26 protein-coding genes are annotated in these 24,525 nt (G+C 63.4%); 8 read left to right on the top strand and 18 right to left on the bottom strand.

All coding sequences use genetic code 11. The features are described 5' to 3' along the window. Positions 1-29: 29 nt before the first annotated feature. Both DVK00_RS10735 and DVK00_RS10730 read right to left on the bottom strand, forming a co-directional pair. On the bottom strand, positions 30-1,103 hold the full coding sequence (locus tag DVK00_RS10735) for a tubulin/FtsZ family protein (RefSeq protein WP_101349285.1): 1,074 nt from the start codon (positions 1,101-1,103) through the stop codon (positions 30-32). Between the two features lie 101 nt (positions 1,104-1,204). Then, positions 1,205-1,480 carry a helix-turn-helix domain-containing protein gene (locus tag DVK00_RS10730; protein WP_121511184.1) on the bottom strand — a complete coding sequence of 92 codons (276 nt, stop codon included), beginning with the start codon at positions 1,478-1,480 and terminating at the stop codon, positions 1,205-1,207. Between the two features lie 142 nt (positions 1,481-1,622). Here DVK00_RS10730 and DVK00_RS10725 point away from each other — a divergent pair, with 142 nt between their 5' ends. Next, a complete protein-coding gene (locus DVK00_RS10725) occupies positions 1,623-2,153 on the top strand; it encodes a type II toxin-antitoxin system RatA family toxin (protein ID WP_121577776.1) in 531 nt (176 codons plus the stop codon). A 15-nt stretch (positions 2,154-2,168) separates the two neighbouring features. On the opposite strand, the gene DVK00_RS10720 is transcribed toward DVK00_RS10725, so the two are convergent. Continuing rightward, the gene (locus DVK00_RS10720) at positions 2,169-2,840 is read right to left on the bottom strand and encodes a halocyanin domain-containing protein (protein WP_101349287.1); all 672 of its coding nucleotides are present in this window, start codon (positions 2,838-2,840) and stop codon (positions 2,169-2,171) included. Positions 2,841-2,958: 118 nt separating this feature from the next. On the opposite strand from DVK00_RS10720, the gene DVK00_RS10715 reads away from it, so the two are divergent. Then, entirely contained in the window at positions 2,959-3,708 is a 750-nt protein-coding gene (locus tag DVK00_RS10715) for a hypothetical protein (protein WP_101349288.1), read from the top strand. Positions 3,709-3,926: 218 nt separating this feature from the next. Here DVK00_RS10715 and DVK00_RS10710 read toward each other — a convergent pair whose 3' ends face one another. Further along, a complete protein-coding gene (locus DVK00_RS10710; protein WP_101349289.1) occupies positions 3,927-4,112 on the bottom strand; it encodes a hypothetical protein in 186 nt (61 codons plus the stop codon). 149 nt (positions 4,113-4,261) lie between these two features. After that, positions 4,262-5,011 (bottom strand): hypothetical protein, encoded by a 750-nt coding sequence (locus DVK00_RS10705; RefSeq protein WP_121536835.1) that lies wholly within the window; start codon positions 5,009-5,011, stop codon positions 4,262-4,264. A 78-nt stretch (positions 5,012-5,089) separates the two neighbouring features. Between DVK00_RS10705 and DVK00_RS10700 the strand changes: the two genes are divergently transcribed. After that, positions 5,090-5,395 carry a MazG-like family protein gene (locus DVK00_RS10700; RefSeq protein WP_101349290.1) on the top strand — a complete coding sequence of 102 codons (306 nt, stop codon included), beginning with the start codon at positions 5,090-5,092 and terminating at the stop codon, positions 5,393-5,395. Here the strand turns inward: DVK00_RS10700 and dnaJ are convergent, their stop codons facing one another. Beyond that, positions 5,396-6,550, bottom strand: coding sequence for a molecular chaperone DnaJ (dnaJ, locus tag DVK00_RS10695; protein WP_101349291.1), 1,155 nt, complete (start codon positions 6,548-6,550; stop codon positions 5,396-5,398). Positions 6,551-6,661: 111 nt separating this feature from the next. Here dnaJ and DVK00_RS10690 point away from each other — a divergent pair, with 111 nt between their 5' ends. After that, positions 6,662-7,180: a hypothetical protein gene (locus tag DVK00_RS10690; RefSeq protein ID WP_101349292.1), complete on the top strand. Its 519-nt coding sequence runs from the start codon at positions 6,662-6,664 to the stop codon at positions 7,178-7,180. A gap of 83 nt (positions 7,181-7,263) precedes the next feature. Here DVK00_RS10690 and DVK00_RS10685 read toward each other — a convergent pair whose 3' ends face one another. From DVK00_RS10685 to DVK00_RS10645, 9 genes are all read right to left on the bottom strand, one after another. Continuing rightward, positions 7,264-7,572: a HalOD1 output domain-containing protein gene (locus DVK00_RS10685; RefSeq protein ID WP_101349293.1), complete on the bottom strand. Its 309-nt coding sequence runs from the start codon at positions 7,570-7,572 to the stop codon at positions 7,264-7,266. A gap of 427 nt (positions 7,573-7,999) precedes the next feature. Continuing rightward, on the bottom strand, positions 8,000-9,892 hold the full coding sequence (gene dnaK / locus DVK00_RS10680; protein WP_101349294.1) for a molecular chaperone DnaK: 1,893 nt from the start codon (positions 9,890-9,892) through the stop codon (positions 8,000-8,002). 165 nt (positions 9,893-10,057) lie between these two features. Then, positions 10,058-10,738, bottom strand: a complete 681-nt coding sequence (locus DVK00_RS10675) for a nucleotide exchange factor GrpE (protein WP_121511180.1) — start codon at positions 10,736-10,738, stop codon at positions 10,058-10,060. Positions 10,739-10,813: 75 nt separating this feature from the next. Beyond that, positions 10,814-11,005: a DUF1328 family protein gene (locus DVK00_RS10670; RefSeq protein ID WP_101349296.1), complete on the bottom strand. Its 192-nt coding sequence runs from the start codon at positions 11,003-11,005 to the stop codon at positions 10,814-10,816. 45 nt (positions 11,006-11,050) lie between these two features. Continuing rightward, the gene (locus DVK00_RS10665; RefSeq protein ID WP_121577698.1) at positions 11,051-11,671 is read right to left on the bottom strand and encodes a hypothetical protein; all 621 of its coding nucleotides are present in this window, start codon (positions 11,669-11,671) and stop codon (positions 11,051-11,053) included. A gap of 88 nt (positions 11,672-11,759) precedes the next feature. Then, positions 11,760-12,650: an RNA-guided pseudouridylation complex pseudouridine synthase subunit Cbf5 gene (locus tag DVK00_RS10660; RefSeq protein ID WP_101349298.1), complete on the bottom strand. Its 891-nt coding sequence runs from the start codon at positions 12,648-12,650 to the stop codon at positions 11,760-11,762. 4 nt (positions 12,651-12,654) lie between these two features. Beyond that, complete coding sequence (cmk, locus tag DVK00_RS10655) at positions 12,655-13,233, bottom strand: (d)CMP kinase (protein WP_053966311.1); 579 nt, start codon at positions 13,231-13,233, stop codon at positions 12,655-12,657. A 45-nt stretch (positions 13,234-13,278) separates the two neighbouring features. Further along, positions 13,279-14,169 carry a DUF106 domain-containing protein gene (locus tag DVK00_RS10650; protein WP_101349299.1) on the bottom strand — a complete coding sequence of 297 codons (891 nt, stop codon included), beginning with the start codon at positions 14,167-14,169 and terminating at the stop codon, positions 13,279-13,281. An 87-nt stretch (positions 14,170-14,256) separates the two neighbouring features. After that, on the bottom strand, positions 14,257-14,907 hold the full coding sequence (locus DVK00_RS10645; RefSeq protein WP_101349300.1) for an adenylate kinase: 651 nt from the start codon (positions 14,905-14,907) through the stop codon (positions 14,257-14,259). Positions 14,908-15,361: 454 nt separating this feature from the next. Between DVK00_RS10645 and DVK00_RS10640 the strand changes: the two genes are divergently transcribed. Both DVK00_RS10640 and DVK00_RS21990 read left to right on the top strand, forming a co-directional pair. Next, a complete protein-coding gene (locus tag DVK00_RS10640; RefSeq protein ID WP_233560785.1) occupies positions 15,362-17,635 on the top strand; it encodes a BGTF surface domain-containing protein in 2,274 nt (757 codons plus the stop codon). Next, positions 17,632-17,739, top strand: a complete 108-nt coding sequence (locus tag DVK00_RS21990) for a PGF-CTERM sorting domain-containing protein (protein WP_233560784.1) — start codon at positions 17,632-17,634, stop codon at positions 17,737-17,739. The genes DVK00_RS10640 and DVK00_RS21990 overlap by 4 nt, the downstream gene beginning before the upstream one ends. A 214-nt stretch (positions 17,740-17,953) precedes the next feature. Here DVK00_RS21990 and DVK00_RS10635 read toward each other — a convergent pair whose 3' ends face one another. Together DVK00_RS10635 and DVK00_RS10630 are read right to left on the bottom strand one after the other, a co-directional pair. After that, entirely contained in the window at positions 17,954-19,003 is a 1,050-nt protein-coding gene (locus DVK00_RS10635; RefSeq protein ID WP_121536371.1) for a PAS domain-containing sensor histidine kinase, read from the bottom strand. A gap of 203 nt (positions 19,004-19,206) precedes the next feature. Next, positions 19,207-20,082, bottom strand: coding sequence for a homoserine kinase (locus tag DVK00_RS10630; RefSeq protein WP_121511173.1), 876 nt, complete (start codon positions 20,080-20,082; stop codon positions 19,207-19,209). A gap of 123 nt (positions 20,083-20,205) precedes the next feature. Here DVK00_RS10630 and DVK00_RS10625 point away from each other — a divergent pair, with 123 nt between their 5' ends. Both DVK00_RS10625 and DVK00_RS10620 read left to right on the top strand, forming a co-directional pair. Then, positions 20,206-22,437 (top strand): histidine kinase N-terminal 7TM domain-containing protein, encoded by a 2,232-nt coding sequence (locus DVK00_RS10625; protein ID WP_101349304.1) that lies wholly within the window; start codon positions 20,206-20,208, stop codon positions 22,435-22,437. A gap of 8 nt (positions 22,438-22,445) precedes the next feature. Beyond that, positions 22,446-23,801, top strand: coding sequence for an NAD(P)/FAD-dependent oxidoreductase (locus tag DVK00_RS10620; RefSeq protein WP_121577697.1), 1,356 nt, complete (start codon positions 22,446-22,448; stop codon positions 23,799-23,801). Between the two features lie 42 nt (positions 23,802-23,843). Here the strand turns inward: DVK00_RS10620 and DVK00_RS10615 are convergent, their stop codons facing one another. Beyond that, on the bottom strand, positions 23,844-24,452 hold the full coding sequence (locus DVK00_RS10615; RefSeq protein ID WP_121511170.1) for a DUF6149 family protein: 609 nt from the start codon (positions 24,450-24,452) through the stop codon (positions 23,844-23,846). Between the last annotated feature and the right edge of the window lie 73 nt (positions 24,453-24,525).

Raw genomic sequence — 24,525 nt, 5'->3', positions numbered from 1 at the left:
CGGTCGGGTGATTCTGAGGCCCGGAGCAGTCAGAACAGGCCGTCCAGCTCGTCGTTCGTGAACTCGTCCGGATCGGTCGTTGCGCCCTGTGAGTTCGCTGCTTCTTTAGCGCGGTCCATAAATTCGTTAACCCGTTCGGACCGTTCGACGCCCGAAAGAACGATGAGCGACGCGACTTTATCCGAACCGAGTGGGAAATCCCCGCCCCGGACCTCCATACTCCCGGTCTCGTCTTCCACCCAGCGGCGCGCTCGTTCGATACCCTTTCGCGAGAGGCGTTCGGGGTCACCCGCGACGACGAGGAGGGCCGAGTCGGCCTTGACCGCGTTGGGCAGGCTCATGCTCGTAAGGAGGGCATTCCGTGTCACGCTGGTGATAGTATTGACGTTCTCGCCGGCGTCCTCGCTGGCCTCTGCGCTGGCGTACCCGATAGAGGCGATGCCGCCGCCTCTGAGCGTGTTGATGATTTCCGAGGAGTCGACGACACTTTCGCCGACCCCCTCGACTGCCTCGCCGGAGGCGAACAGCAGGCCGACGCGCTGTGAGATAGCGTCGTTGACGCGTTCGAAGCCGGCGGCGACGCTGTCGCCGCTGCCCCGCCAGGCGTCGTTGTCGACGAGCAGGAGGGAGTCTGCCTCGCGGGCAGCGGTCTTGAGCGACCGACCGGCGTTGGCCTGGTAGAGGCCACCCTCGTCCCGGCCGGGGAGGATGCCGAGGACGTACACCGGCTTCTCGTAGATACGCTTGAGTTCGCGGGCGAGCATCGGTGCGCCACCTGAACCAGTGCCACCGCCGAGGCCGGCGACGACGACGATGGCCTCGGCCTCGGTCGTGATGCGGCCGTCGAGTTCGTCGAGCACTTCAGTGGCGTTCTCTTGCATAATCTGGGCGCCGAGTTCGTTGTCACCGCCGACGCCGTGACCTTTCACGCGGTCCTGTCCAATGAGGGCCGTGTCTATATCGAGGTTCTGGAGGTCTGCTCGTGCCGTATTAACGGCGAGGGCTCCCCGAACAGCATTGAACCCCATGTCGTAATCGAACTGGGCAAGCGACTGGGTCACTTTCCCACCAGCCTGCCCGACACCAATCAGGACGACTTTCATACCAGATGTCTTGTGAGGCTGACTAATCAACGTTGTCCTCACACTGTGAACGGGCGACAAGGCAGGGTAAAGCGGTTCTTGACCCAGAATACAGGGTGCGCTTACTCGACCTGAAGCGTGTAGATCCGTTTGCGAGCGTCGGCGAAGGAAAACCGGGACTCGATGACGCCGACATCTTCGAGACGGGAGAGGGCGTACCGAACCGTCCGTGGCGGCAGTAGCGTCTCCTCGGCGAGCTGGCTCTGCGTCAGGGTCTCGTTGTACTCCAAGACTTTTGCGACGAGTTTCGCGCTCGGCGGGAGATCGCGGACGGCTTCCCATCCGCCACTCTCATATTCGCTGTCGGTATCAGCAGATTGGATATCGGATGCACTCATGGTACTACCACTGTACCCAATACAGGATGATAATATTTTCTGTTTGATATTATGCTCTGTGGAAATGTTACGGCAAAAATCGCTGCCACGGACCCGGCTCTATGCCCGAAAGTTTACGGTCAGTACATCCGGTGTCACAGACGTGGACGAAGTCGAGGTCAGCACAGTCGTGTATGTCCCACCCGAAGAAGTCTACGAGTTTCTGCTGGACTTCCCGGGCTACGCACAATACTCGGAGTATCTCGACCGCGTGGTACAGGACGGCGACGGCTCGCCGGGGACGAACTACGACCTCGTGTTTTCGTGGTGGAAGCTCTCTTACACTGCGCGCTCGGAGGTAACTGACGTTTCGCCGCCGACGCGCATCGACTGGCGGATCGTCAAAGACATCGACGCCGAAGGACACTGGGCAGTCGAACCGGGTCCGGACGGCGTCCCGGCGGACGTACAGTCGGCGTCACGGGTGCGGTTTCACGTCGCGTTCGACCCCGGGTCGGCCTCGAGCAGTGCCATCGACCTCCCCCGACTGGTTTCGATGGACTGGGTTATCGAGAAAGTCAAGCCGCTCATCCGCAAGGAAGCGACCAAAATCGTCGAACGTGTCGTGGAGGACCTCGAAGGACAGAAACGGGACGTCGATTTGGAGATTCACGCCGGCCCGGATTCGGTGTAACGCGGTGACGGAGCGTTACTCGGGCGTCTCGTAGTCGCCGCCGTACCGGATGAAAAAGTACGCGAGGCCGAGCGTCGCGACCATCACGAACGAGGTCGCGACACCGAGCGTTTTCGCGCTGTTTGGCACTTCCGGCGGGCCGGAGCTCCCACTACCACCACCGCCGCCACCGGAGGACTTCGTCGGGTAGTCGGTGCCGACGACGATAGCTCCTTTCATCCCAAGCCCTTCGTGTGGTACGCAGACGTAGGGATAGATGCCGTCCTCCTCGAAGGTGTGTTCGTAGTTGACGCCGGCGCTGGAGACAGCGCTCCCGGAGTCAAGCGGGCCCTCGCCGTCCGAGACGACGTTGTGGCCGCCGCCGTTGCCCGTCCACTCGAACTGGACGGTCGCGCCGTTGTCGACGTGGATCGCGGCCGGGCCGAAGCCGAAGGCGCCGCCGTTTGCCTGCACGCCGACTTCCACTGTCGCCGTGTCCTGTCCGGTCGCATCGACGACCGAGCCATCGTAGTTTCCAACCTGGTCGAGGAATCCGCCGAAATCCGGCGGCCCCCCGCCGCCACCGCCGTCGCCACCTTCGGTGCCTTCCTGTGCGGTCGCGGTGCCTGCTGCGGCCGACGCAGCCGTGGCCCCTGCCGCCGTCCGCAGGAAGCCCCGACGGGACACGTCCGCTCTACCGTCTGTCATACCTGACCGTTTGGGACTCCCCGTCCTGAATATGTCGGTTTCGAATCGGGGCAGAGCAATCACACACCAGTCACAGGTGCCGTGAAACATTTAACGCCGGTAGAACGAAACCACCGGTATGTCTACCGGAAGCCACGGGGTCGTCGGCGGGATTCGTATCGACCTCAATAGATTACACGAAACGTGGATGGAACTCGTGTATCCGCGTCAGCGAAACGCTAACGACACCGTCCTCGGCACGTGGACGCCAGACACCTCTATCGGGCTGGCTCTCTATCACCTCTGGTCTGCGCTCGGGGTCCCAGTCATCGCGCTGGTGTATCCGCTAGTACTGTGTGGCGTCGTCCTGCGCTACCAGACCCGTCGCATCGACGGCACGGCGACCCGTCTGGGCGTTGTTGGTGTGGTTCTCCTTTCGGTCCTCGCCTGGGGCGGTCTGGCGGCTCTCGCGCGACTCGAACCGGGGAGCATCAACCTCGTGTCAGGTGGGTTCACCGCCGTCGCTGTCGCCGGCGGCGTTGCGACACTGTCGGCTGCACTGGCTGTCACGTTCCGGCGGGTCGGTGGCCGCGGGACGACCGTCGCGCTGGCGTATCCGTTCGCTATGACCGCTATCTTCCTGCCGCCGGTCGTCGCCGCGCTGTACTCGACGACTGTCGCCTCGGTCGTCATTCCCGCAAGCGACTCGCTGTCCCGGTGGTTCCTCTATGAGGTGCTGGCCGCCGTCGGCGTCGCGGAGTTCTTCATCGAAAACTTCGACCGGGAAGGCATCGCCTACGTCATCATCTGGCTCGGCATCTCCATCCCACTGGGCTGGCTGCTCGGCCTACTGGTGACGCTCGCGGACTTCGTCCGCCCGACTGAGTGACGGCAAAGCCACCGTGTAGACGACCCCGTCTCCAGCGACAGCCCGGTGTTACGTCCGACGAAGTACTTTCCGAAAATAATGTGGTTTTGTCGTCTGACAGAGGGTATTCAGACAGGCCTATACACCAGCCAACACGCAGCCCTGCCGGTAACCGAGTGGCGTTGAAATCGGAGGAACTCAGGCCGTTGTTCTGTGACCACGCGGACTGAGAGCGGCTGTTACGGACTGGCGCGGAACTCGCCGTGTTTCATTCCGAAGAAGAACGCGATGACCGAGAAGACGATCATCGAGGGCAGCACCATCATGAACACTGTCGAGGAAGTCATTACCCTCGTGAGCGCGACCGCCGCGACGGCAACAATCACGACGAGTGGGGCAACCGCTGACACGAAGTCAAAATCCATACGCCCGCTTGTGGCCGGACAAATATATTCTTTAAGAAAGCAACAGCGGCCTCCAACTGACTGCCGGGCGGTTCCGTCTCTTGTCCACACCAACACGGCGAGTGCCGCGTACCCGCTGAGGATATCAATGACGAACGTCCGCCCGGTTGCTACGACGGCGTCGCGTCGCCCGGTCGAACAACGATCTCCTCAGGTACGTTCCGGTCAGCAACAGCGATATCGGCTTCCTCGTCGCCGCCGAACACAACTGTCGCACCGGCCCGCATCGGCGCGAGCAATCCGGCGACGACCGCGCCTGCAGTCGTCATCGGTGCCCGAAGCGCGACAGTCGTCTCTGCGTCGATGTCGTAGTCGGCGACGACACGGCCGCTCTCGGCCATGAGCTCGCCGTGCGTGTAGGTCCTGTCGGCCGCCAGCACCGCGTCGTCAGGCGCGACCTCTCCCGGTGGCTGAAGCGGGTTCTCGCTCCACAGTTCTCGCTCGAATTGGGCGATTGTCGGGTCATCGACCGGACCACCGTAGGCCAGTCCCTTGGTTCCTGGTCCCTGCGTGTAGCGGTCGAACCACGCTGCCGGCGCGACGAGCGCTGTCGCGTCGACCGCATTCGGCGGGTCCATATCCACGATCGCCCCGTCGAGCGCCGCCGCGAGGAAGGCAAGTAGTGCGTCCGGGGCGTCTCGAAGGTAGCCCGGTCGGTCCCCGTCTGTCGGCTCTTTCGGACCCACGACGACGGCGACCCGCGTCCCGTGCCGGACGCCGTAATGCCGCAGCAGATTCCCGCCTTTCCAGGCGTTCGTGGCGAAATCGGAGTAGCTGTACGGCGTCGCCCGCTCCGGCGAACGAAAGAGGACGCCGTCGCGGTCGCGGGCCTGCGCGACAAGGTCACCGAGTACCTGCATACGTTGTCGTTCGGCTCCACCGATGAAAAACAGCGCGGCCACAAAGCGGATGTGGATAGGGTCCTCCACTGCCTATAAATGAAACGACAGCAACAAATCGCTGACGTACTCAGCCGGAGCGACATCGACACGCCGCCCGCCTACCGACTGCTCGATGTCGTGACTGAACTCGGTGACATTGCGGCCGCAGTCAACGAGACGACCGGCTACGGCACTGATTCGGCGGCACTGTCGGTACGGGAAGCGGAACTCGGCGACGCTCTATTTGCACTGCTTGCGCTGTGCGTGCAACTCGACATCGACGCCGATGCCGCGCTCTCGTCGGCGCTTGCGAAATACGAGGGCCAATCCGGAGCAAACGGGACATCGGCGAGCGACGGCTGACTACAGCGAGTTCTTCAGCTTCTCGAAGAAACCTTCCTCGACGTCGACCTCCTCGCCACCGGCCTCCGCGAACTGTTCGAGGGCCTCCTTCTGCTCGGCGTTGAGGCTGTCGGGCGTGACGACTTGCACCTGCACGTAGAGGTCCCCCCGGCCGCGGCGGCGGAGGCGGGGCATTCCCTTGCCCTCTAGGCGGAACACCTCACCGCTCTGGGTACCGCTTGGCACGTCGACCTCGACATCGCCGTCCAGCGTCGGGACGGTGATGGTGTCGCCGAAGACGGCCTGCGGGAATGAGATGGCCTGCTGGTGTTGCAGGTCGTCGCCGTCGCGCTCGAAGTTCGGGTGGTCGCGGACGTTCACCTCGATGAGCAGGTCGCCGTTCGGGCCGCCGTTCTCGCCGGGCGCGCCCTCGCGCTCCATCCGGAGCGTCTGTCCGTCGGCGATACCGGACGGAATCTCGACCTCGAGCGTCGCGTCGTTCTGGACCACGCCATTACCCCGGCAGGTCGAACACGTCTCATCGTATAGCGTCCCCTCGCCCTCACACCGGCGGCAGGTCGTCGTCTGCTGAACCCGACCCATCGGTGTCTGCTGGACCTGCGTCGTCTGGCCCTGCCCGTTACACTCCGGACAGGTCTCCGAGTCGGCCCCCGGCGGATGACCGGTCCCGCCACAGTCGTCACAGGCTTCCGGCCGAGTGACGTTCAGTTGCTTCGTCGCGCCGTTGTAGGCCTCCTCAAGGTCGATTTCCAGCCGCGTCTGGAGGTCCTGTCCCTGTCGCCGTCGACTGCCACCGCGCCCGCCGCGGCCGCCGCCACCGAAGAACTGGTCGAAGATATCCTGCATATCGAAACCGCCAGCGCCGCCACCGAAGGGGTCTCCACCCATCCCGCCGCGGCCGCCGCCACCGCCAGCGCCGCCGCGCTTCTCGGCCTGCTCGAAGCGCTCGTGGCCCATCTGGTCGTACATCTGGCGCTTCTCCTCGTCGGTGAGGACCTCCTTGGCCTTCTTGGCCTGCTTGAATTTCTCCTCGGCGTCGGGGTCATCGCTCACGTCCGGGTGGTACTCCCGGGCTTTCTCTCGATAGGCCTCCTTGATCTCGTCTTCGGAGGCGTCCCGAGAGACACCCAGTATCTCGTAGAAATCCTGACTCATTCGTTGTACAAGGCTTAGACGATTGAGCTACTTCAAAAGAACGGGTTGCCGACTAGTAGTGTTCGACCCGTACCGGGGCGCTTATTTCCGTGCCGAGGGAGGATTCTGGCAATGAGTCCTGAGTCGTCGCGCGGTCACCGGGGTCTCGTCACGGTCGAGCGAGTCGCAGTCTGGGGGCTCGCGGCGCTGGCCGTCGTCGGGCTGGTCGCCCTCGTCGTCGGCCCCGGCGCTGATCTGCGGACGGCGTCCCCGTCGGTTACCATTGAGGGTGAGTTCGACGCTGAGGCGGGAGCGGTCACGCTCACCCACACCGGCGGGGACCGGCTTACCGACACCAGTACGCACGCGCTGGAGCTTGTCGTTACCGACGCCGACCAGAACCGCTCGATAACGTTGACGTGGGCCGGGCCGGACCAATTGCCCGTCGACTCTAGCGATACGGTCGTCGTTGACGACCCGCGCGTGGACTCGAACGGTGACGGTAACTACCTTGATGGCGACGTCTCGGTCGGCTTCTACCTCGACGCTGGCGACACCGTCGCGGTCCGCTGGACCGGCCGCCCGCTCGGCGCGCCGGCCGAACGGACAACGACGCTCGATACAGTAACGCTCGGGAACGAGACCGGCTGACTGCTTCCTCACAGGGAGGGTCGCCAGAGCGTTTCGGAGATGCGTTTTTGGGCTTCGACGGTGGTGTTCATTCTCCCGCGCAGTCACAGACGGACAGACTCAGTGCGGACATACACGTCCCCGGTTCCGGTCATGGTTACTGCGTACTTGCCCAACTGAAACGAGAGTGAGACGGTACTGTCCGGCCCTGACGACTGAACAAATAGTTGATCGAGTGCGTCCGGATCGAGCGTTTCGATGAGGGGCGACAGCTCTGTTGCCTCTCGGTCAGCCGCGATCGCGACCGTTTGTACGACTGCTACTGACGGCGAGACTGCGTTCCAGTCGAACTCCGCATGGAGGGTGTCCGGGTCGTCAGATGGCCGGTCGGGCTGGCTGTCGGACCCACTCATTACTAGAACTGTGTTGGTCAAACGTATTAATTCTACGCTTAATTTACAGGTCAGGTTACTTATATATGGGTCGAAAACTCAGTTTGCTTGACTAGAACATCGGCCCTCTCGTCGAGGCTGTGGCTGCTTCGATGCAACGCCGTACGGACCGTGATATCCTACACGCAACTGTGCTCCTGTCGCAACTGGACTGGCTCCACAGCACAGTAACTTCTGCGGGGGCGTTCCGGTCAGACGATTCTCGCTCGTCAGTTCAACCGACGTGCAGACAGACGACGAACGATCACTGCCGCCACTAAATTCTGTTTCGGCCACTCACCGTACGACATCGAACCGGCGTGACCGTTCAGTCGGTCACGGTTCGGGGATGGCCTGCCAGTTGGTCGGCTTCCGGTCCGCTGTCCCGACCCAAGCGATGTGATCTGCCCTATTCGTCTTCGTCAACGTCTTCGAAGTCGGCGTCGACGTACTCCTCGCCCTGCTCGGCCGCGCCGCCCGGTCCGGCAGCCCCACCGGGACCGGCTCCGGCCGCGCCACCCGGACCAGCGCCCGCAGCGCCGCCGGCGGCCTGCTGGGCCTGCTCCTGGTACATCTGCTTCCCGATCTCCTGCAGTTCCTCGCTCAGGGTCTCGGTGACTTCCTCGTAGTCTTCTTTCGTGGCGTCCTCGTCGTCGAGGACTTCCTCGACGTCCTCGATTTTGGCCTCGATGTCGGCCCGGAGGTCGTCGTCTATCTCCTCCTCGTTTTCGTCGAGGAGTGTCTCGGCGCGGCGGACGGACGCCTCGGCCTCGTTGCGGGCTTCGATACGCTCGCGGCGCTGTTCGTCCTCCTCGGCGTGCTGTTCGGCCTCCTGTTGCATCTCTTCGATCTGCTCGTCGGAGAGGCCGGCACCGCCTTCGATGGTAATGTCCTCCTTGTTGCCCGAGCCCTTGTCCTCGGCTTCGACGTTGACGATACCGTTCTCGTCGATGTTGAACGACACTTCAATCTGGGGCGTGCCCGCAGGGGCCGGCGGGATGCCCGAGAGCGCGAACGCGCCGAGCAGTTCGTTCTCCTCGGCGATTTCACGCTCGCCCTGGAAGACGCGAATCTGGACCTGCGTCTGGTTGTCCTGGGCGGTGGTGAAGATTTTGGACTCCTCGGTCGGGATGGTCGTGTTCTTCTCGATGAGCCGCTCGAACAGGCCGCCCTTGACCTCGACGCCCAGCGACAGCGGCGTCACGTCGAGCAGGACGATGTCGTCTACGTCGCCACTCAGGACGCCGGCCTGGATGGCCGCGCCCAGCGCGACGGCCTCGTCGGGGTTGACGTTCTTCTTGGGCTCCTGGCCGGTCATCTCCTCGACCTTGTCCTGGACCTGGGGCATCCGCGTCGACCCGCCGACGAGGATGACCTCGTCGATGTCGCTTTTCGTGTAGTCGGCGTCGGCCAGGGCCTGCTCCGTCGGGCCGACGGTGCGCTCGATGAGGTCCTCGGTGAGCGACTCGAACTTCGCGCGCGTGAGTTTCTGTTCGAGGTCCAGCGGGCCGTCGTCGGTGGTCGCGATAAAGGGGAGGTTGATGCGGGTCTCCTTGCGCGAGGAGAGCTCGATTTTGGCCTCCTCGGCGGCCTCGGTCAGCCGCTGGAGGGCCTGCCGGTCGTCGCGCAGGTCGATGCCGTGTTCGGCCTCGAACTCGTCGGCGAGGTAGTCGATGATGGCGTGGTCCCAGTCGTCGCCACCGAGGTCGTTGTCGCCGTTCGTGGCGACGACCTCGTAGACGCCCCCGCCCAGGTCGAGGATGGACACGTCGAAGGTCCCCCCGCCGAGGTCGTACACGAGGACGGTCTGGTCGGACTCGTCGTCCAGCCCGTAGGCCATCGCGGCCGCGGTCGGCTCGTTGACGATGCGTTCGACCTCGAAGCCGGCGATCTCGCCGGCGTCCTTGGTCGCTTGGCGCTGGCGGTCGTTGAAGTATGCCGGGACCGTAATGACGGCCTTCTCGATTTCGTCGCCGAGGTACTCCTCGGCGTCGTGTTTGATCTTCTGCAGAATCATCGCCGAGACCTGTTCCGGCGTGTACTCTTCTCCGTCCAGTTCGACCGTGTAGTCGTCGTCGCCCATGTGGCGCTTGATCGACTGGATCGTCTCGTCGGGGTTCTTTACCGCCTGGTTCTTCGCCGGTTTCCCAACGAGTCGCTCGCCGTCGTCGAACGCGACGACGGACGGTGTTGTCCGCTCGCCTTCGCCGTTGACAATGATTTCAGGGTCGCCACCTTCCATGACCGCGAACGCGCTGTTCGTGGTCCCAAGGTCGATACCCAGAATCTTGTTGCTCGCCATCTTACCCGCTCATAGCGGATTGGGCCGGTTAAAAGTTGCTAGATGTACTGATTGGAAAAACGGACAAAGGGACCTCCTCCGGGCGGTTTTATACTCGATAGTCTCCTCTGACCGGTGATTATTTAATGTACCGCTATACGACCGCTATACCGTTGATATCGCCCGCTATTCCTCGCCCTCGCTGACTGTGACCTGTGCCTCGCGCAACACTTTGTCGGCCATCTCGTAGCCCGGCCGGTGGACATCGGCGATTGCTCCGTCGGGCTGGTCGCTGTCGACGCGGGCAAGCACCTGATGCTGCGTCGGATCGACGTCTCCGCCGGGATCGGGGTCGATAACCTCGACGTTCTCGGCATCGAGCACGTCGTCAAGCTGGCGAAGCGTGGACTCGACCCCGCCCCTGATATCAGTGTCCTCGTCTTGTTCGAGCGCGCGCTCCAGATTGTCCCGAACGTCGAGCAGGCGCGTTACGAGGTCTTCGGTGGCACGCTTCTGTTCCTGCTCGCGGCGCTTGTCCATCCGCTTTTTGTAGTTCTGGAACTCCGCTTGCTTGCGTTTGAGCTTTTCCTCCAGCTCCTCGATGTCGTCGTCCTGCTGTTCGACCTGCGATTCGAGGCTGTCCACGCGCGACCGTAGCGCGGAGAGTTCGCGGGCGATGTCTTCAGGATCCGATTCGGCGACCCGGTCGACCAATTCGTCGTCGATATCGAACTCGCCCAGGTCAACCTCATCGGCGTTGCCGCCCTCGGGCACGTCCTCGAAATCCGCGTCGCCGTCCGCTTGCGCCTCGCTCGCGGTCGACTCCTCGGTCGCGGCCGCGTCGTCGGCTGCGTCCTGCTCAGTCATACCCGATAGAAGTCGTCACGTAAATAAAAGGATTCAGAAACGGTCTGGCGGTGACACTGTCCACCGACACTGGTATCACAGGAGGAAGCTGACGACCATCAGGACGAGGAAAACGACCACAAGTATTTTCGCGATTCGCATGCTGAGCCCCGCGATACCGCCCAGACCAGCCAGTCCGGCGACGACGGCGAGGACGAGAAACAGCAGGGCCAGTTCGAGGAACCCGCCGCCGGCTTGGAGCGGGGCCGTGGTCAGTAGGTGCGTCATGACCGTAGCCAACGCCTTCTCCCCGGTTTATTATACAGCCACTAATCAGGGGTCGACAGCGAACGCCCCGGGGTCGTACTGGAACCGCGTGCGGTAGGCCTCCCACTCGTCGAGTTCCTCGAGACGGTACTTGCCGAAGGTGGGGTTCCGGACCAGCTCCAGTTCCGCGAGCCGTTCCTGAACCGGGTCGAACAGAGTCCCCCAGTCGAACTCTCGGAGCGATTCGTCCGGGTTTTCGTCGTTCTCGGTGAACGTCAGGCCGTTATCGGTTCGCTCGATGGTCCCGTACTGGTACCGACTCCAGACGGTGTACTCTCCGAACGGAACGGTCTCAGTCGGCGGCGGCGGGCGGCGGTACTGTGCCTGGAACCGCTGGTGTGTCTCACCGCCACCCCACAGCACCCCGCGGGTAAGGAGCTTTATTCGTCGGTTGGCGTCTACGCCGCTGTTGTAGACGACGCGTGCGTGCTCGTACTCACTGGACTGAAACTGTTCGGCGACGTCGTCGTCGTGGTGAACGTCGACCTCGTGCTGATACGGTAACGGCGTCCGGAGGGCGCGTTCGAGCACCGAGACCGTCTCAGCGCCCCGGCGCAGGTCGTCGTACGGTCCTGTTCCACGCCACTGCGCCGGGTCGGCCTCGTCGGGGTCGACCCATCGGTCCATGCTAATACTATGTTGGAGACGGTCTTAGTTTTTCCCGCGACGTGCGCATCCCGCTCAGCACGACCGCCGCCGGCACCAGCACGCCCGCTCATACCAGCACGCGGTCGATTTCGACAACAAGGCCATCAGCTGCGTCCGGGTCGCCAACGAGCGTTCCGAGACAGACTGCAACGCCACCGGGAGTAATGGTGACGACCTGCGACCCCATCTCAGCCGTCGCGTCACCTACTTCGGCCGGGCCGGCTTCGATGACGCCCGGCGCGTACACCGGCGCACCCTCGGCGACTTCGCGGGCGGCGCTGGGCGCAATTATGACCTGCGGCAGGTGGACCAGCGCGCGTTCTGCAGGCTGGATAATCTCGCGCACCTCCGACTCGTCCCCCTCCTCGGCGAACGCGAGCGCGTCCACGAGGTCGTGCATCGTCGACAGCGACGCGTCGTCGAAGGTCCCCGTCGCCGTCCGTCGGAGGTCACCCATGTGTGCGCCGGTTCCCGCTGCCAGTCCGATATCGTGGCACAGTTTCCGGATGTATGTCCCCGACTCACAGCGCACCCGGAGAAGCAGGCGGCGCTCCTCGCGTTCAAGCACGTCCAGCGAGTGAATTCGGCGAGAGCGCAACTGGCGCTTCACCGCGCTTTTCCGAGGTGGCTTCTGGTAGATGTCCGTCTCGAACTCGGCGACGATGTCCGTGATGTCTGCCGGGGCCTGGTCGTGGAGCTCCAGCACCGTCACGTACTCCTTGACCGCGTCGTCGAACACCTGCGCCATCCGGGCGGCGTCGCCGAGCAACACGGGGAGACAGCCGGTCACCTTCGGGTCGAGCGTCCCGCCGTGAGCGACCCGGTCCTGGCCAGTGGCGTCCCGAATCCAGGCCGCGACCTGGTGGGCCGAGGGTCCCGGGGGCTTATCGAGGTTGACGACACCGAAGGACCGAAGCGAATCCAGATCCCGTTCGTCGGGCGGGGCACGGAGCGTCATCGGCTCAGAACTCGTACCGGATGTTCTCGACCGGTGCCTTCCCTTCGTCGCCGTCGGGACTGTACGACTCGACGGCGTGCAGCGTCACGCTCAGGACGCCCTGCGGGTCCCAGCGGGCGGTGTTGACCGACAGGTCGTAGATAGAGAGGTCGTCGAAGTCGATGTCGTAGTAGTCGCTGTAGCGCTGGGCTTCGCTCTCGCCGCGCTCTTTCGTCTCGGTCTTGGCCTGCTCGAAGGGCTTGTTCTCGCGGGTCGCGATGCGGTCGGCGCGCACGTCCAGGGGCGCTGTCAGCCACAGTTTCATGTCGGCGTACTCGCCGGCCATCCAGCCGGCCAGACGGGATTCCAGCACGAGGTCGTCGCGCTCGGCGGCGATGTCCCTGAGTCGCCGGTCGAGGTCGCGGTCTATCTGGTCGTCCTCCTCGGCGGCCTTGTTCAGTTCCAGCGGCGTCATCCCGCGTTCCTCGGCCAGCGAGCGGAAGATGTCGCCGCCGCTGACGTGCTCGTAATTCAGTGCGTCGGCCAGACTCTTGGCAAGTGTACTCTTGCCGCTGCCGGCCGGCCCGGAGACGGTAATCAACATAGAGGTGTTCGGGTGGCCCCGATAGAAAGGGCTGTCTCTTCGCGCCTACCCGGTCGGCGTCGTCTCGACGTTGAGCGCCTTCCGGATGATCTGGGTGAACGAGAGCGAGCACAGGAAGTACCAGACAATCCACGCCTGTACCGGGCCGACGACGCCGTTGCGCCACGCCTCAACCTCCCCGAAGATGGGGAGCGTAATCACCGGACTCGCCTCGACGCCGGCTCCGAAGACGATCCAGTAGAGCCAGAGGAACAACGGGATGTTGACCAGCATGATCCACACCATCGGGCGGAACTGCTGTTTGAACATCCCCATCTGGTCGGTCATCAGCTCCATCTGCTCCTCTTCGAGCCGGTCTAGCGCTTCCTGGTCGTCGCGTTCCTTTGCAGCTTTGCGGCGCTCTTTCAGGTCCTCCATCTTCTCCTGATGGTCGCCCATCCCCGACATGTCCATAAGGTTGTCCTGCAGAATCGTCGAGGTAGTCCCGGTAATAATCGCAAGCACCAGGATGACGACATAAAAGGGGAGCATATCGTTGAGCGGTCCGAGGACGATATCGATGACCCCGCCCGCGATAACGTCTCGAACAGACGTCATCGAGTAGCCGGCAAACAGGCCGAGCGTTCCGAGGCCGGCGAGCTTGTCCCACTTCGACCAGCCGCTGTCCTCGTCATCATCGCTCGGTGCCGCGTCGGACTCTTCGAGCGCCTCGCGGACGCCCTCGGGGTCGTCGATGACGAACCCCTCGCCATCGGCGTCGATGAGCAGGCCGGACTCGATGAGCCGTCCCCACTCACCGCTCGTGAGGTCGTCACTCACGTCACTCCAGGTGACGGTCCCGTTCTCTTCGGCCGCAGCGAGCACCGTCGAGAGCGCGTCAGTCATTGCCTCGCCGTCTTCGGCGAGTCGTTCTACCTTCGGCGCGGTACGTGCCATTGTGTGTGCTTGAGTTGCGACGGCATATCAACGTTTTACTCTGACTGTCTCGACGACATCGGCCTCGAACGGTAGTTCCGCCGGGTCTCAGGCCGTCTGTGCGTCGACAGCGTCCTGAATATCGCTCCAGACCTCGTCGGGCGTCTGCTCGCCATCGACAGCGACGAAGCCGTCGTGGTCCTCGTAGTGGTCGATGACCGGCGCGGTGTTGTCGTCGAACACGTCCAGTCGGTTGCGGACGGACTCCTCGTTGTCGTCGTCGCGCTGGATGAGGTCGCCACCACACTCGTCACAGACGCCCTCCTCCTCGGGTTGGTTGAACTCGACGTGGAAGTTCGCGCCACAGTCGTCACAGACGCGGCGGCCGGTGAGTCGGTCGACCAGTTCCTCGCGGGACACGTCTAGCGAGAGGATGACGTCGAGGTCGGTCATCCCCTCGAGTTCCTCGGCCTGGTCGAGGTTGCGTGGATAGCCGTCGAGCACGAAGCCGTCGGCCTGTGAGAGGGCTTCGTCGACAATAGCGTTGACTACCGCGTCCGGTACGAGGTCGCCCGCTTCCATGTACTCGCGGGGCGTGTCGTACTCGGTATCCATGTCGCTGATGTCCATGTCTTTGTTCGCCCGGAGCGCGTCACCGGTCGTGATGTGCTCGACGCCGTACTCCTCGGCGAGGTTGGCGCTCTGCGTTCCTTTGCCGGCTCCCGGCGGCCCGAGAATCAGGATTCGCGGATTCGACATGGTCTGGGTTTCCGAGGGGTCCGTTAAATGGTTGTCCAAATGCGTCTGTCGGAGCGAGACGCGTCAGGCGATGTCTAGAAGGGTGTGGGTACGCTCCCATCGCTGTCCGCGGTATAATATGGTCCGTCCGGAAACCGGAGTGGTTTTATGAATTAGGTCCACCTAAAAATATGCTGCGCCGGTGAGATGGCCAGATTGACCGATACAGCGCGGTTCGATAAGCATCATGTTTTTTGGCTAGCCTAAAATCCGCAATCTATTTGTACTGTTTTAGGCATGCCTAAATCGCATGGTGAACAATGCCGATGATTCGACTAGTCCGACTCGACGTGACTCCCCGAACAGCGTGCGAAGCGCGCGGTGGAGACCGTCGGCGCGGACAGAGAGCACGACAAGAGTATCGCGAACAGCACCGACCGACAAACTCCGGAGCCTGTTTCTGACGGCGTTGGTGGTGGCGTCGGTACTCGTCGGTACCGTCGCCGCCTCCGGGACAGCGGCCGCCGCTGGTAACGTCAGCGTCGAGCAGGCTGTAGAGTACTCGGCAGCTAGCGGGGGCAGTACGATCGAACTGGCGCTGAACGAGTCCGTCACCAACGGACTCGACGGGACCGACGAACTCGCGCTTTACCTCGACGGCGACGAGGTTTCCGGCACGCTTGTCGACCGTATCGACGCGGACGGAACCGACGGCCGCGTCGAGATTGATCTCACACAGGACGTGGCGCCGAACCGGAATCTGTCGGTGAAGCTCACTGACTTCGGGAGCGGGTCCGTCACCGCGACGGACATCAGCGTGTCCTCGAAGACGATCACACCGGCCTCTGACGGCGGCTCCGACGCGAACGTCTATCACGGCGAGGTCATTGCTGTCGAGGACAGGGACGCCAATGCCGACACAAACCTAGTCGTCGAGGCCGGCGGCGGGAGCGTCGTCCTCGACGGGAGCTACGCGGACAACAGCCAGGTCTACGTCTTCGACACGGACGACGTCGACGCGGGGGAGCGCTACGACGTCACGTCCGGTTCCGACGCGGCCGGGTTCCGTATCAGTGACCTCGAACTCGCCGTCGAGGTGAGCGACACCAACGTCACCGACGAGGACAGCATCACCGCCGACGTGACTGCCATCCGCGGGGGCACCACGGCGACCGGGACGCTGACCGACGGCGATGGTGATGAGGTCGCGACCGCGGTCGAGACTCTCGATGGCACGGAGGCCGTCGAGTTTGACTTCGGCAGCCAGTCGGCCGGCAACGGACCGTACACGGTCAGCGTCACGGATAACCAGAGCGGTCTCGCGGTCACCTCGACGGACATCACCGTCTCCGAATCACAGGAGGGAGAGGTGCGCTTCGAGGACAGCGTTGTCTCCGACGAGCGCGGCGATGTGGTTAGCGTCACGTACCAGTTAGAGAACACGGACGACGGCTACATCGTCATCGGCGACGAGGGCGAGGACAACTACGCCGTCTCCGGGCAGATCACCGACGACGACGGCGACGGCGAAGTCACCGTCCTGTTCAACAGCTACCTCGCCGGCGTTCCGAACAGCGGAAACGCGAGCATTGCGGCGAGCGATGTCCTCAGCGTCTCTGGCGACGACGAGATCAGCGGCGTCAGCGAGAGCGGGTCGTTCGCGCGAGCTGACCTCACGGCCGAGGCGCTTGACGCGGCCAGCTACACGATGAACGCGACCGCCGGCACAAGTCAGATTGACGACCCCGACGCTGTCGGGACGCTCCGGTTGGAAGCGCGTTCGACCGAACACGTCCAGAGCTGGGTCGCCCCGAAAGACGCCGACCTCACGGACGAGGACGTCGGCATCTACGACCGCGTCGGCACAACTCTCACGCAGTCGACCGCAGTCGCAGACGGTGACATTGTCGTCCACCGAGTCACCGCCTCCGGTATCGAGGGCGCGATCGACTACCGGACGGACGTCGGGGGCGCGAGCAACACCACGGCCGCGTTCCTCCAGGCCACCGGGGACGGGGACGCGTTCAACATCTGGGTCAACCGGACGAACGTCGGCGCGAACGCCGACGAGGACCCGCTACACCTCAACAACAGTAACGTGGTCGTGGTCGATGACCCCGACAACGACACGTACTTCGTCGCCGTCGAACTGTCGAACGTGAACTATCAGAGCGGAGCACCGGTCCGTGGAGACGGCGACGACGAGATCACGACCACCTTCTCGGTCTCGGGCGCCACCGGCCTGAGCGACGATGACGATGAGGAGACAGCCAACTACACGATTACGGAGCGCGACGCTGGCTTCGACACGACCGACGGACGCGTGACCGTCGAGGCCGCCGTGAACCAGTCCGTCTCGGGTACGACGACGATTGCGCCCGGTTCGGACGTCGAGGTCAGCCTCGCTTCCGAAAGTCAGGCGAACCCGTTTATCCATCGTCCTGGTGCGACTGTCACGTCGAACGGGACATTCACCGCTACAAGTGACATGAGCAAGTACGCCGCCGGCGTGAACTTCACCGCGGACGTTCTCGACGTGGATGGTGACAGCTTTGCCGCCGACAAAGACGGGCGCATCGTCTCGGCGGCCACGGCGAACGGCTCCGTCGAGTCTGCGAGCGCGAACGTCAACACCACCGGGGAGCCGACCGAGCAGCCGCCAGAGGAACCGAGCACGACGGTAGATGACGTCGAAGCGACCGCAACATCAACGCGGACCAGACCACGGTTGCACGCACCGATACGGTGACAGAAGTCGCCACTACACCCGCGTCCGGCCCGGGCTTTACTGTAGCCGTCGCGCTCATAGCACTCGTCGCCGCGGCGCTCCTCGCCGTCCGACGAAACGCCTGATCGAGACGGAGCGGCAGCGGTTAGAAGCCCCTGCGCCGCGGCCGAGACGTAAGTAGACGCGGGCGTCGACTCCCGGGCAAAGGCGTCCAGCATCGTACTCGCAACCTTTCGGCGGTGTTCGAAATGAGCACGTCAGGGGAAGCTGACTCCCAGTCGTGGTCTCTCGGGTCAAGTCCGTCGCGGGCTATGCCCCGTCGCCGACCGAGGGGCGCGGCTACCGCTTATCGTCCGGCGGCTCCCGCGCAGGCAAATAGAAGAAGACGGCGTTCCCGTCGCCGTCCCGCTCGAATCGGAGTTCACCGCCGAGAGACTCGATACACCACTTCATCACGAACAGGCCGACGCCGGTCCCGTGTGCCGTCTCCGTGGCCTGTGTCGGATCAAAGAGCGCGCTGACCTCCGTGTCGGGAATCGGCGGGTTCGAATCGCGAATGCATATCTCCACCCGCCCGGTGTTCGGTGACGGGCCGATGTGTACCTCGACTGTCGGGGTGACAGCCTCGCTGTGGATGATTGCGTTCTCGACGGCGTGGGTGAGCGCGTACGTGAATGCGTCAGTGCTGTCAATCCACATCTCCGCCTGGTCGGTGACGGTAATCTCCGCAGCAGGGTAGTCGGTTACAATTGTGTTTACGATACCACGGACCCTGCGCGTTACGTGACAGCGAGTGTAGTCCGTGCCGGGGCGCGTGACCGCCCGTTCGATCTGTTTGACGGATTCGACGATATTGGTGAGGTTTTCGACCCGGGACCGAATCGTCTTGCTGGCGTCCCGCACGGACTCAGTCCCGGCCGCGGCTGTGATACGGGCCGTGTTACCGGCGATGACTGTCGCTTCGTTCCGCAGGTTGTGTCGCAGTATCCGCCAGAGGAGTTCCTCGCGGTGGTGTGTCTCGAAGTAGTCCGTGATATCACGTATCTCTGCACAAACGTACGTCTCCTCGGACGCGACTCGCTTCGAGAGGTGTATCCGAGCCCAGATGAGCTCGCCGTCCGCCCGCTTGATCCGCCACGTGAACTGGCGTGACTCGCCCGCGGCGCTGTCCTCCAGCCGGGACCTGAAATCGGCGACGGAGTGGACGAACGTGTTTGCGGTGTACTCCCCGATTGACCGCTCGCGCAACTCCGAAACCGAGTATCCGAATATTTCTGCCACTCGTTCGTTCCCGTCTAGGATAGCACCACTATCGGGGTCGTACAGTGCGATACCGATGTTGAGCGCGTCGTACGCTGCTGGAAGCGCGTGCCCCGTCTGAGATGCCATTGATAGTTCAGGTAGCGGGGCGAGACGCCTTGGTGTTACTAATAGCAGTACATAGCAGTATACCGCAGTACTGACATCTCGTCACCCGTCGGAGTACCTCTCTGTCGCGCTAATGAGACGATTTTCGGTATCCTCGACTACTGCCTTCGAAACAGAGCTATCTGCTACTCGCAGAGCCCACTGATGCGGGCCTGCGGACAGTCTCAGAACACTTCTGCACCGCGGCCGATTCGGGTCTGATACACGCGAGCGTCGACGCCGCGCTCGCCGAAGGCGTCGAGCATCGTGCTCGCAATCCGGCGGCGGTCTTCCTCGGCACACGCGGCGATGACAGTCGGCCCGGCCCCGGAGATGGTGACGCCGGTCGCACCGGCGGCTAGGGCGGCCTCGCGGACCTGGTCGTAGCCGTCGATGAGCTTCGCGCGGGCCGGCGTCACGACGGTGTCGTGCATCCCCTGCCCGACGAGTTCGGGGTCGTCGCGGTGCATCCCCGTCGTCAGCGCTGCAGCGTTTCCGACTGTTTCCACCATCTGCTCGACCCTGGCGCTCTCGGGGACGACGTTGCGCGCGTCCCGCGTGGACACAACGATATCAGGGAGACACGCCACGAGCGGGATGTCGGCGTCGACCTGCGTGACGCCCTTGTCGGTCGCGATGGTGAACCCACCCATGATCGAGGGGGCGACGTTGTCGTCGTGGGCGTCGCCAGAAACGACGGCCTCGCCCTTGGCGGCGATAGGGACCAATTCTTCGCGGGAGTAGCCGCGGTCGTACAGCTCATTCAGCCCGACGGCCGCTGCGGCGGCGCTGGCCGCCGAGGAGCCCAGCCCAGAGGCGGGGCGGACGCCCTTGTCTATCTGAATGCGTGCCGGCGCATCGAGCGCCTCGGCGACCGCACCGACGGTGTTCTTCTCGGGGTCTTCAGGGATGTACTGGCTGCCAGCGCCAGTCATTTCGATGGTGACCCGGTCGGCCTTCTCCAGACGGACGACGTCGGCCGGACGCTCCAGTGCGACACCGAACACGTCGAAGCCGCTCCCGAGGTTCGCACTGGTAGCCGGCGCCCGGACTGTCAGCATGCCTGCGAATTTCAGCAGTGTAGGCAAAAAGGTAGCGAACCGACACTGTGGCCGCGTCGCAGTACTGAGAACGCGGCCCAAAGGCATAATACAGGGAAACCTGACGTTGGAATAGGTATCGATATGGATGTCGACATCGCTACAGTCGCCATCCTCGGGAACGCGGGTGGGGCGCTCATCGGCTTCGCAATCGCTGTCGTCGCCGCCCGGAACCAGGATGTCCCCGGCGCTCGCCAGTACGGCTGGCTCGCGGCCGCTGGGGGTTGCTGGTGTACGATCTCGATATGGCAGATAGTCGTTTCGGACCCTGCCGCTGTCAAGACAGTGTATCTGCTGTCGCGAACCGCCGCTATGCAGGTCATCGGGCTCTGGATCGTCTTCGCGCTCGTCTACACTGGCCGCCAGTCGTGGCTTCGGCCATCGTCGCTCGGACCGCTGTTTCTCGTGGTAAACGCGGACGTGCTACTACTGCTGACGGACCAGGCACACGACCTCGTTGAGGTGACAGCCGTCCCTGTCACTCAGCTCGGGACGACGCTGGTCGCCATCCAGCGCGGTCCCACGTTCGCGGTACTTCTCGCCGTCAGTTACGGGCTGTTACTGCTCGGATACGCACTCCTGATTGAGTTCTTGTTCCGGTCGCAGAACGTCTATCGGCGACAGACAGCGGCCATCATTATCGGAACCGGCCTTCCGATATTCGTCGCTGTGCTGTATGATTTCGGCTACACACCGCATCCGGCTATCGACCTTACACCGGTGGCGTTCTCGCTCAACGCGGTGCTCGTCGGGTGGGTACTATTCAAAGACGAATCGCTGTCTGTGACGACGCTGTCGGGAGATACGCTCGTTGACAACCTTCCCGACCCGGTCATCGCTCTCACCGACGACTGTGTAATTATCGATTACAACGCCGCAGCGGCCAGCGCGCTGGATCATCCGGACCCCGACGGAGAATCACTTGATGATCTTGCTCCAGGAATCGTCGAGCACATCGAGCGTGGCGAGGTGTTCTCGTTCGGTGATTCGTTCACGTACTACAACCCACAGACGACGAGCCTCACTGATCAGTCCGGGACAGAACGCGGCCGGCTCGTCGTTCTCAGAGACGTAACGGGCCAGCAGCGCCGACAGGACCGACTCGAAGCGCTACAAGCCGCAACACAGCAGTTCATCGAAGCAGAGACCGCCGAGGGAGTCGCTGAGATGGCTGTCGAGTTCGCGACGGCCGTCCTCGATAAGAACGCAGCAGGCGTGTTCATCGAAAACGATCGCGTTCTCGAACCGGCCGTCATCAGCGAGTCGATCGAACAGAACGTCGCGGAAGAGCTGCTGTACGGTTCGCCGACGGACGAGCCTGAAAGCAAACTCTGGAAGACGTACGAGACAGGTGAGATACAGGCTGTCTCACTGGACCAGGATGGACTCGACCCGCTCGACAACGCCCTCATGCTGCCGCTCGGTTCCCACGGCGTGATGGCGATCACGTCACACGACAGCACCCTTGCCACGGAAGACAGGCGGTACGCTGCGATTCTCGCACAGACGACGCAGGTGGCCCTCGATCAAGTCGAACGCGAGCGCGAGCTCCGCCAGAGCCGCAGTTCTGTCCAGCGCCGCCGCGAGCAGATCGAGTTCTTCAATGGCGTCCTCAGACACTCGCTGCACAACGCGATGGTCGTCATCCGTGGCCGCGCGGAACACATCAGAGAAACCGTACCGCGGTCGAAACAGCGACATCTCGACAGCATCAGCGACTGGTGTGGGAAGCTCACTGAGATGAGCGAGACGATACGGGATATCAACAACACGGTGACAGCGAGCGAAGCCGAGCGGCTGGACGCCGTCGACCTCAACGCCACGCTCCGTCGCTCAATTGAGTCGCTCCGGGACGAGTACGATTCGGTAGCTGTCTCCTGTGAACTCGATGAGGACTACAGTGTGCAGGCGAACGAACTGCTCGAAGAGGTCCTCTTGAGTATCCTCCGGAACGCAGTCGAGCACAACGACGCCGACAGCCCGAAGGTGACTGTGTCGGTCCAGCAGGCCAGTGACTGGCTGCAGGTCCGCATCGCTGACAACGGCCCCGGTATGAGTGACGAACTGAAGACGACGGTGTTCGAACGCGGGCTCTCGCCCGATCAGACCGCTGGCGGGTTCGGGCTCTACTTCGTCTCGGTCATGATGGACCTGTACGGCGGGACGCTCTGGTTCGAGGACAATCATCCGACTGGGACCGTCGCGATCCTCGAATTCCAGCAGGCGGTGACAGGCGGTGCGGTCGATGATGACCAGCCTGTCGACACCAAGACGGCGGCGACCGAAGCGCAAACTAAATCCCACAACCGCGGATAGCTCGGGGTATGATTGGCGTCGTCGGCGGCGGTATCGCCGGCCTCTCGGCAGCGTACCGGCTCCAGAAACGCGGCCACGAGGTCCGAGTCTTCGAGGCGAGCGAGGACCTCGGCGGCCTGGCCGCGACCTACGAAACGGCCGGGGACCCCATCGAGAAGTTCTACCACCACCTCTCGAAGTCCGAGGAGACGATAGTCGAACTCGCCGAGGAACTGGGGCTGGGCGACGCCGTGGAGTGGCACATCGGACAGAACGCCTACTACGTCGACGGCGTCGTCCACCCGATGGACAGGCCCTGGGAAATCCTCACGTATCCGCATCTCTCGCTGTACGACACGTTCCGGCTTGGGATGCTCGTCCTCGACATCGACGTTCGCGGCGGCGTCCCCTCGTTTGACACCTACGAGCGACTGGAGGACTTCGAGGACGTGCCCATCGAGGAGTTCGTCGTCGAACACACCACGCGGGGCGTCTACGAGAACTTCTTCGAGCCGCTGCTGGACGCGAAGTTCGGCGACCGGAAAGACGACGTGAGCGCCGCGTGGCTACTCGGCCGGGTCAAGTTCCGCGGCGAACGGGACATCCTGAACGGCGAGATTCTGGGCTACTTCGACGGCGGGTTCGGCCGCCTGCTCGACGCGCTGGTCGAGGCCGTGGGCCGGGAGAACATCGAGACGGGCACGCGCGTGACAGCGGTCGATACGGGCGGCGGGGCCGTCTCGTCGCTGACCGTCTCCGACGGCACCGGGACGACGACACACTCGGTCGACGATGTCGTCGTCGCGGCGATGCCGAACGTGCTTGAGGACCTGACCGGCTACGCCTGCGACATCGACTTCCAGGGGACGGTGTGTTCGGTCATCAGCATGGACGAGTCCCTGCTAGATACGTACTGGCTGAACATCGCCGACGACGCCCCGTTCGGCGCGCTCATCGAGCACACGAACTTCGTCTCTCCCGAACGGTACGGCGGCGAGCATCTGCTGTACGTCGCTCGCTACATCCAGAACGAATCTGAGGCGATCTGGCAACAGAGCGACGACGAGGTCGCCGAGACGTGGCTCTCGGGCATCGAGTCGCTGTTCCCCGAGTTCGACCGCGACGCCGTCAACTGGGTGCGGACGGCCCGCAACCCACGGACGGCACCGGTTTACGAGCGCGGGTATCTAGATATGGTCATCCCCTACGACCTCGGCGACGCCGTCGCGGACGGGCTCTACTACGCCGGCATGGCCTCGCGGGCACAGTACCCGGAGCGGTCGCTCAACGGCGGTATCGTCGCGGGTTTCGAATGCGCCGACCGAATCGCGGACGGCTCGGCGGCGACCGATGCAGAATCGCCGCTCTCCGAAGCCCGGCGCTGAGACGCCCGCTAAAGTTCCGCGGTCCGAGACGCCGTTCGTCGCTCAGTCCCCGGCCGCGTTCTCCACGTCGTCCTCGTCGATGACCGGCGCGTCGGTCGCGCTCACATCGTCCGGTTCCTCGCGGCCGCCACCGACAATCATCTCGCCGTCCTCTGTTTCGACATACACGTCGTCGGCGAAGCCACCGACGGCATGGGGGTGTTCCGGCTGGTCCAGCCGCTCCGGCGTGGACGGCGCGTCGGCGACGCCGTCGGCCGGGCGGAAGGAGCCGAGCGGGTCGTCGATGGTGATGCCGTGGGTCTCGAAGAAGTCCGCGTACCGCTCGTAGTGGGCTTCCAGTTCCTCGGCCGGGAACTCCATCATCTCCGTCCAGCCGTGATTGTAGAAGTCGAAGTTGGCCTGGATGTGGGTTATCTCGCGGGCCTCGGCCTCGGAGTAGTCCGCCTCCAGTGCGGCCACGTAGGTGTCCATCGTGGCGTCGAAGAAGTCGTCCAGGTGGTCGCGCCGCTCCTCTCGGTGTGCCTCGTCAGCCTTCCCGAGGAAGATTTTGGTGTGGAGTTTCACCAGCCCGTAGTTGGCCACCGACCGGACACCGGGTGTGGTCAGCGCCTTCTTACTCGCCCAGTGGCGCGGGTTCTGGTAGATTTTCATTTCAGAATCGAATACGGGCCCAAGCGCCTTCAAATCCCCGACTATCGGTGTGTTCAGTGCGCTATCGGAAACG

Source organism: Haloarcula sp. Atlit-47R (genome assembly GCF_003665985.1).
GTDB classification, from domain to species: Archaea; Halobacteriota; Halobacteria; order Halobacteriales; family Haloarculaceae; genus Haloarcula; species Haloarcula taiwanensis.
The sequence above is the reverse complement of the archived record's forward strand: the minus strand, read 5'-3'. Positions and strand labels throughout refer to the sequence as shown.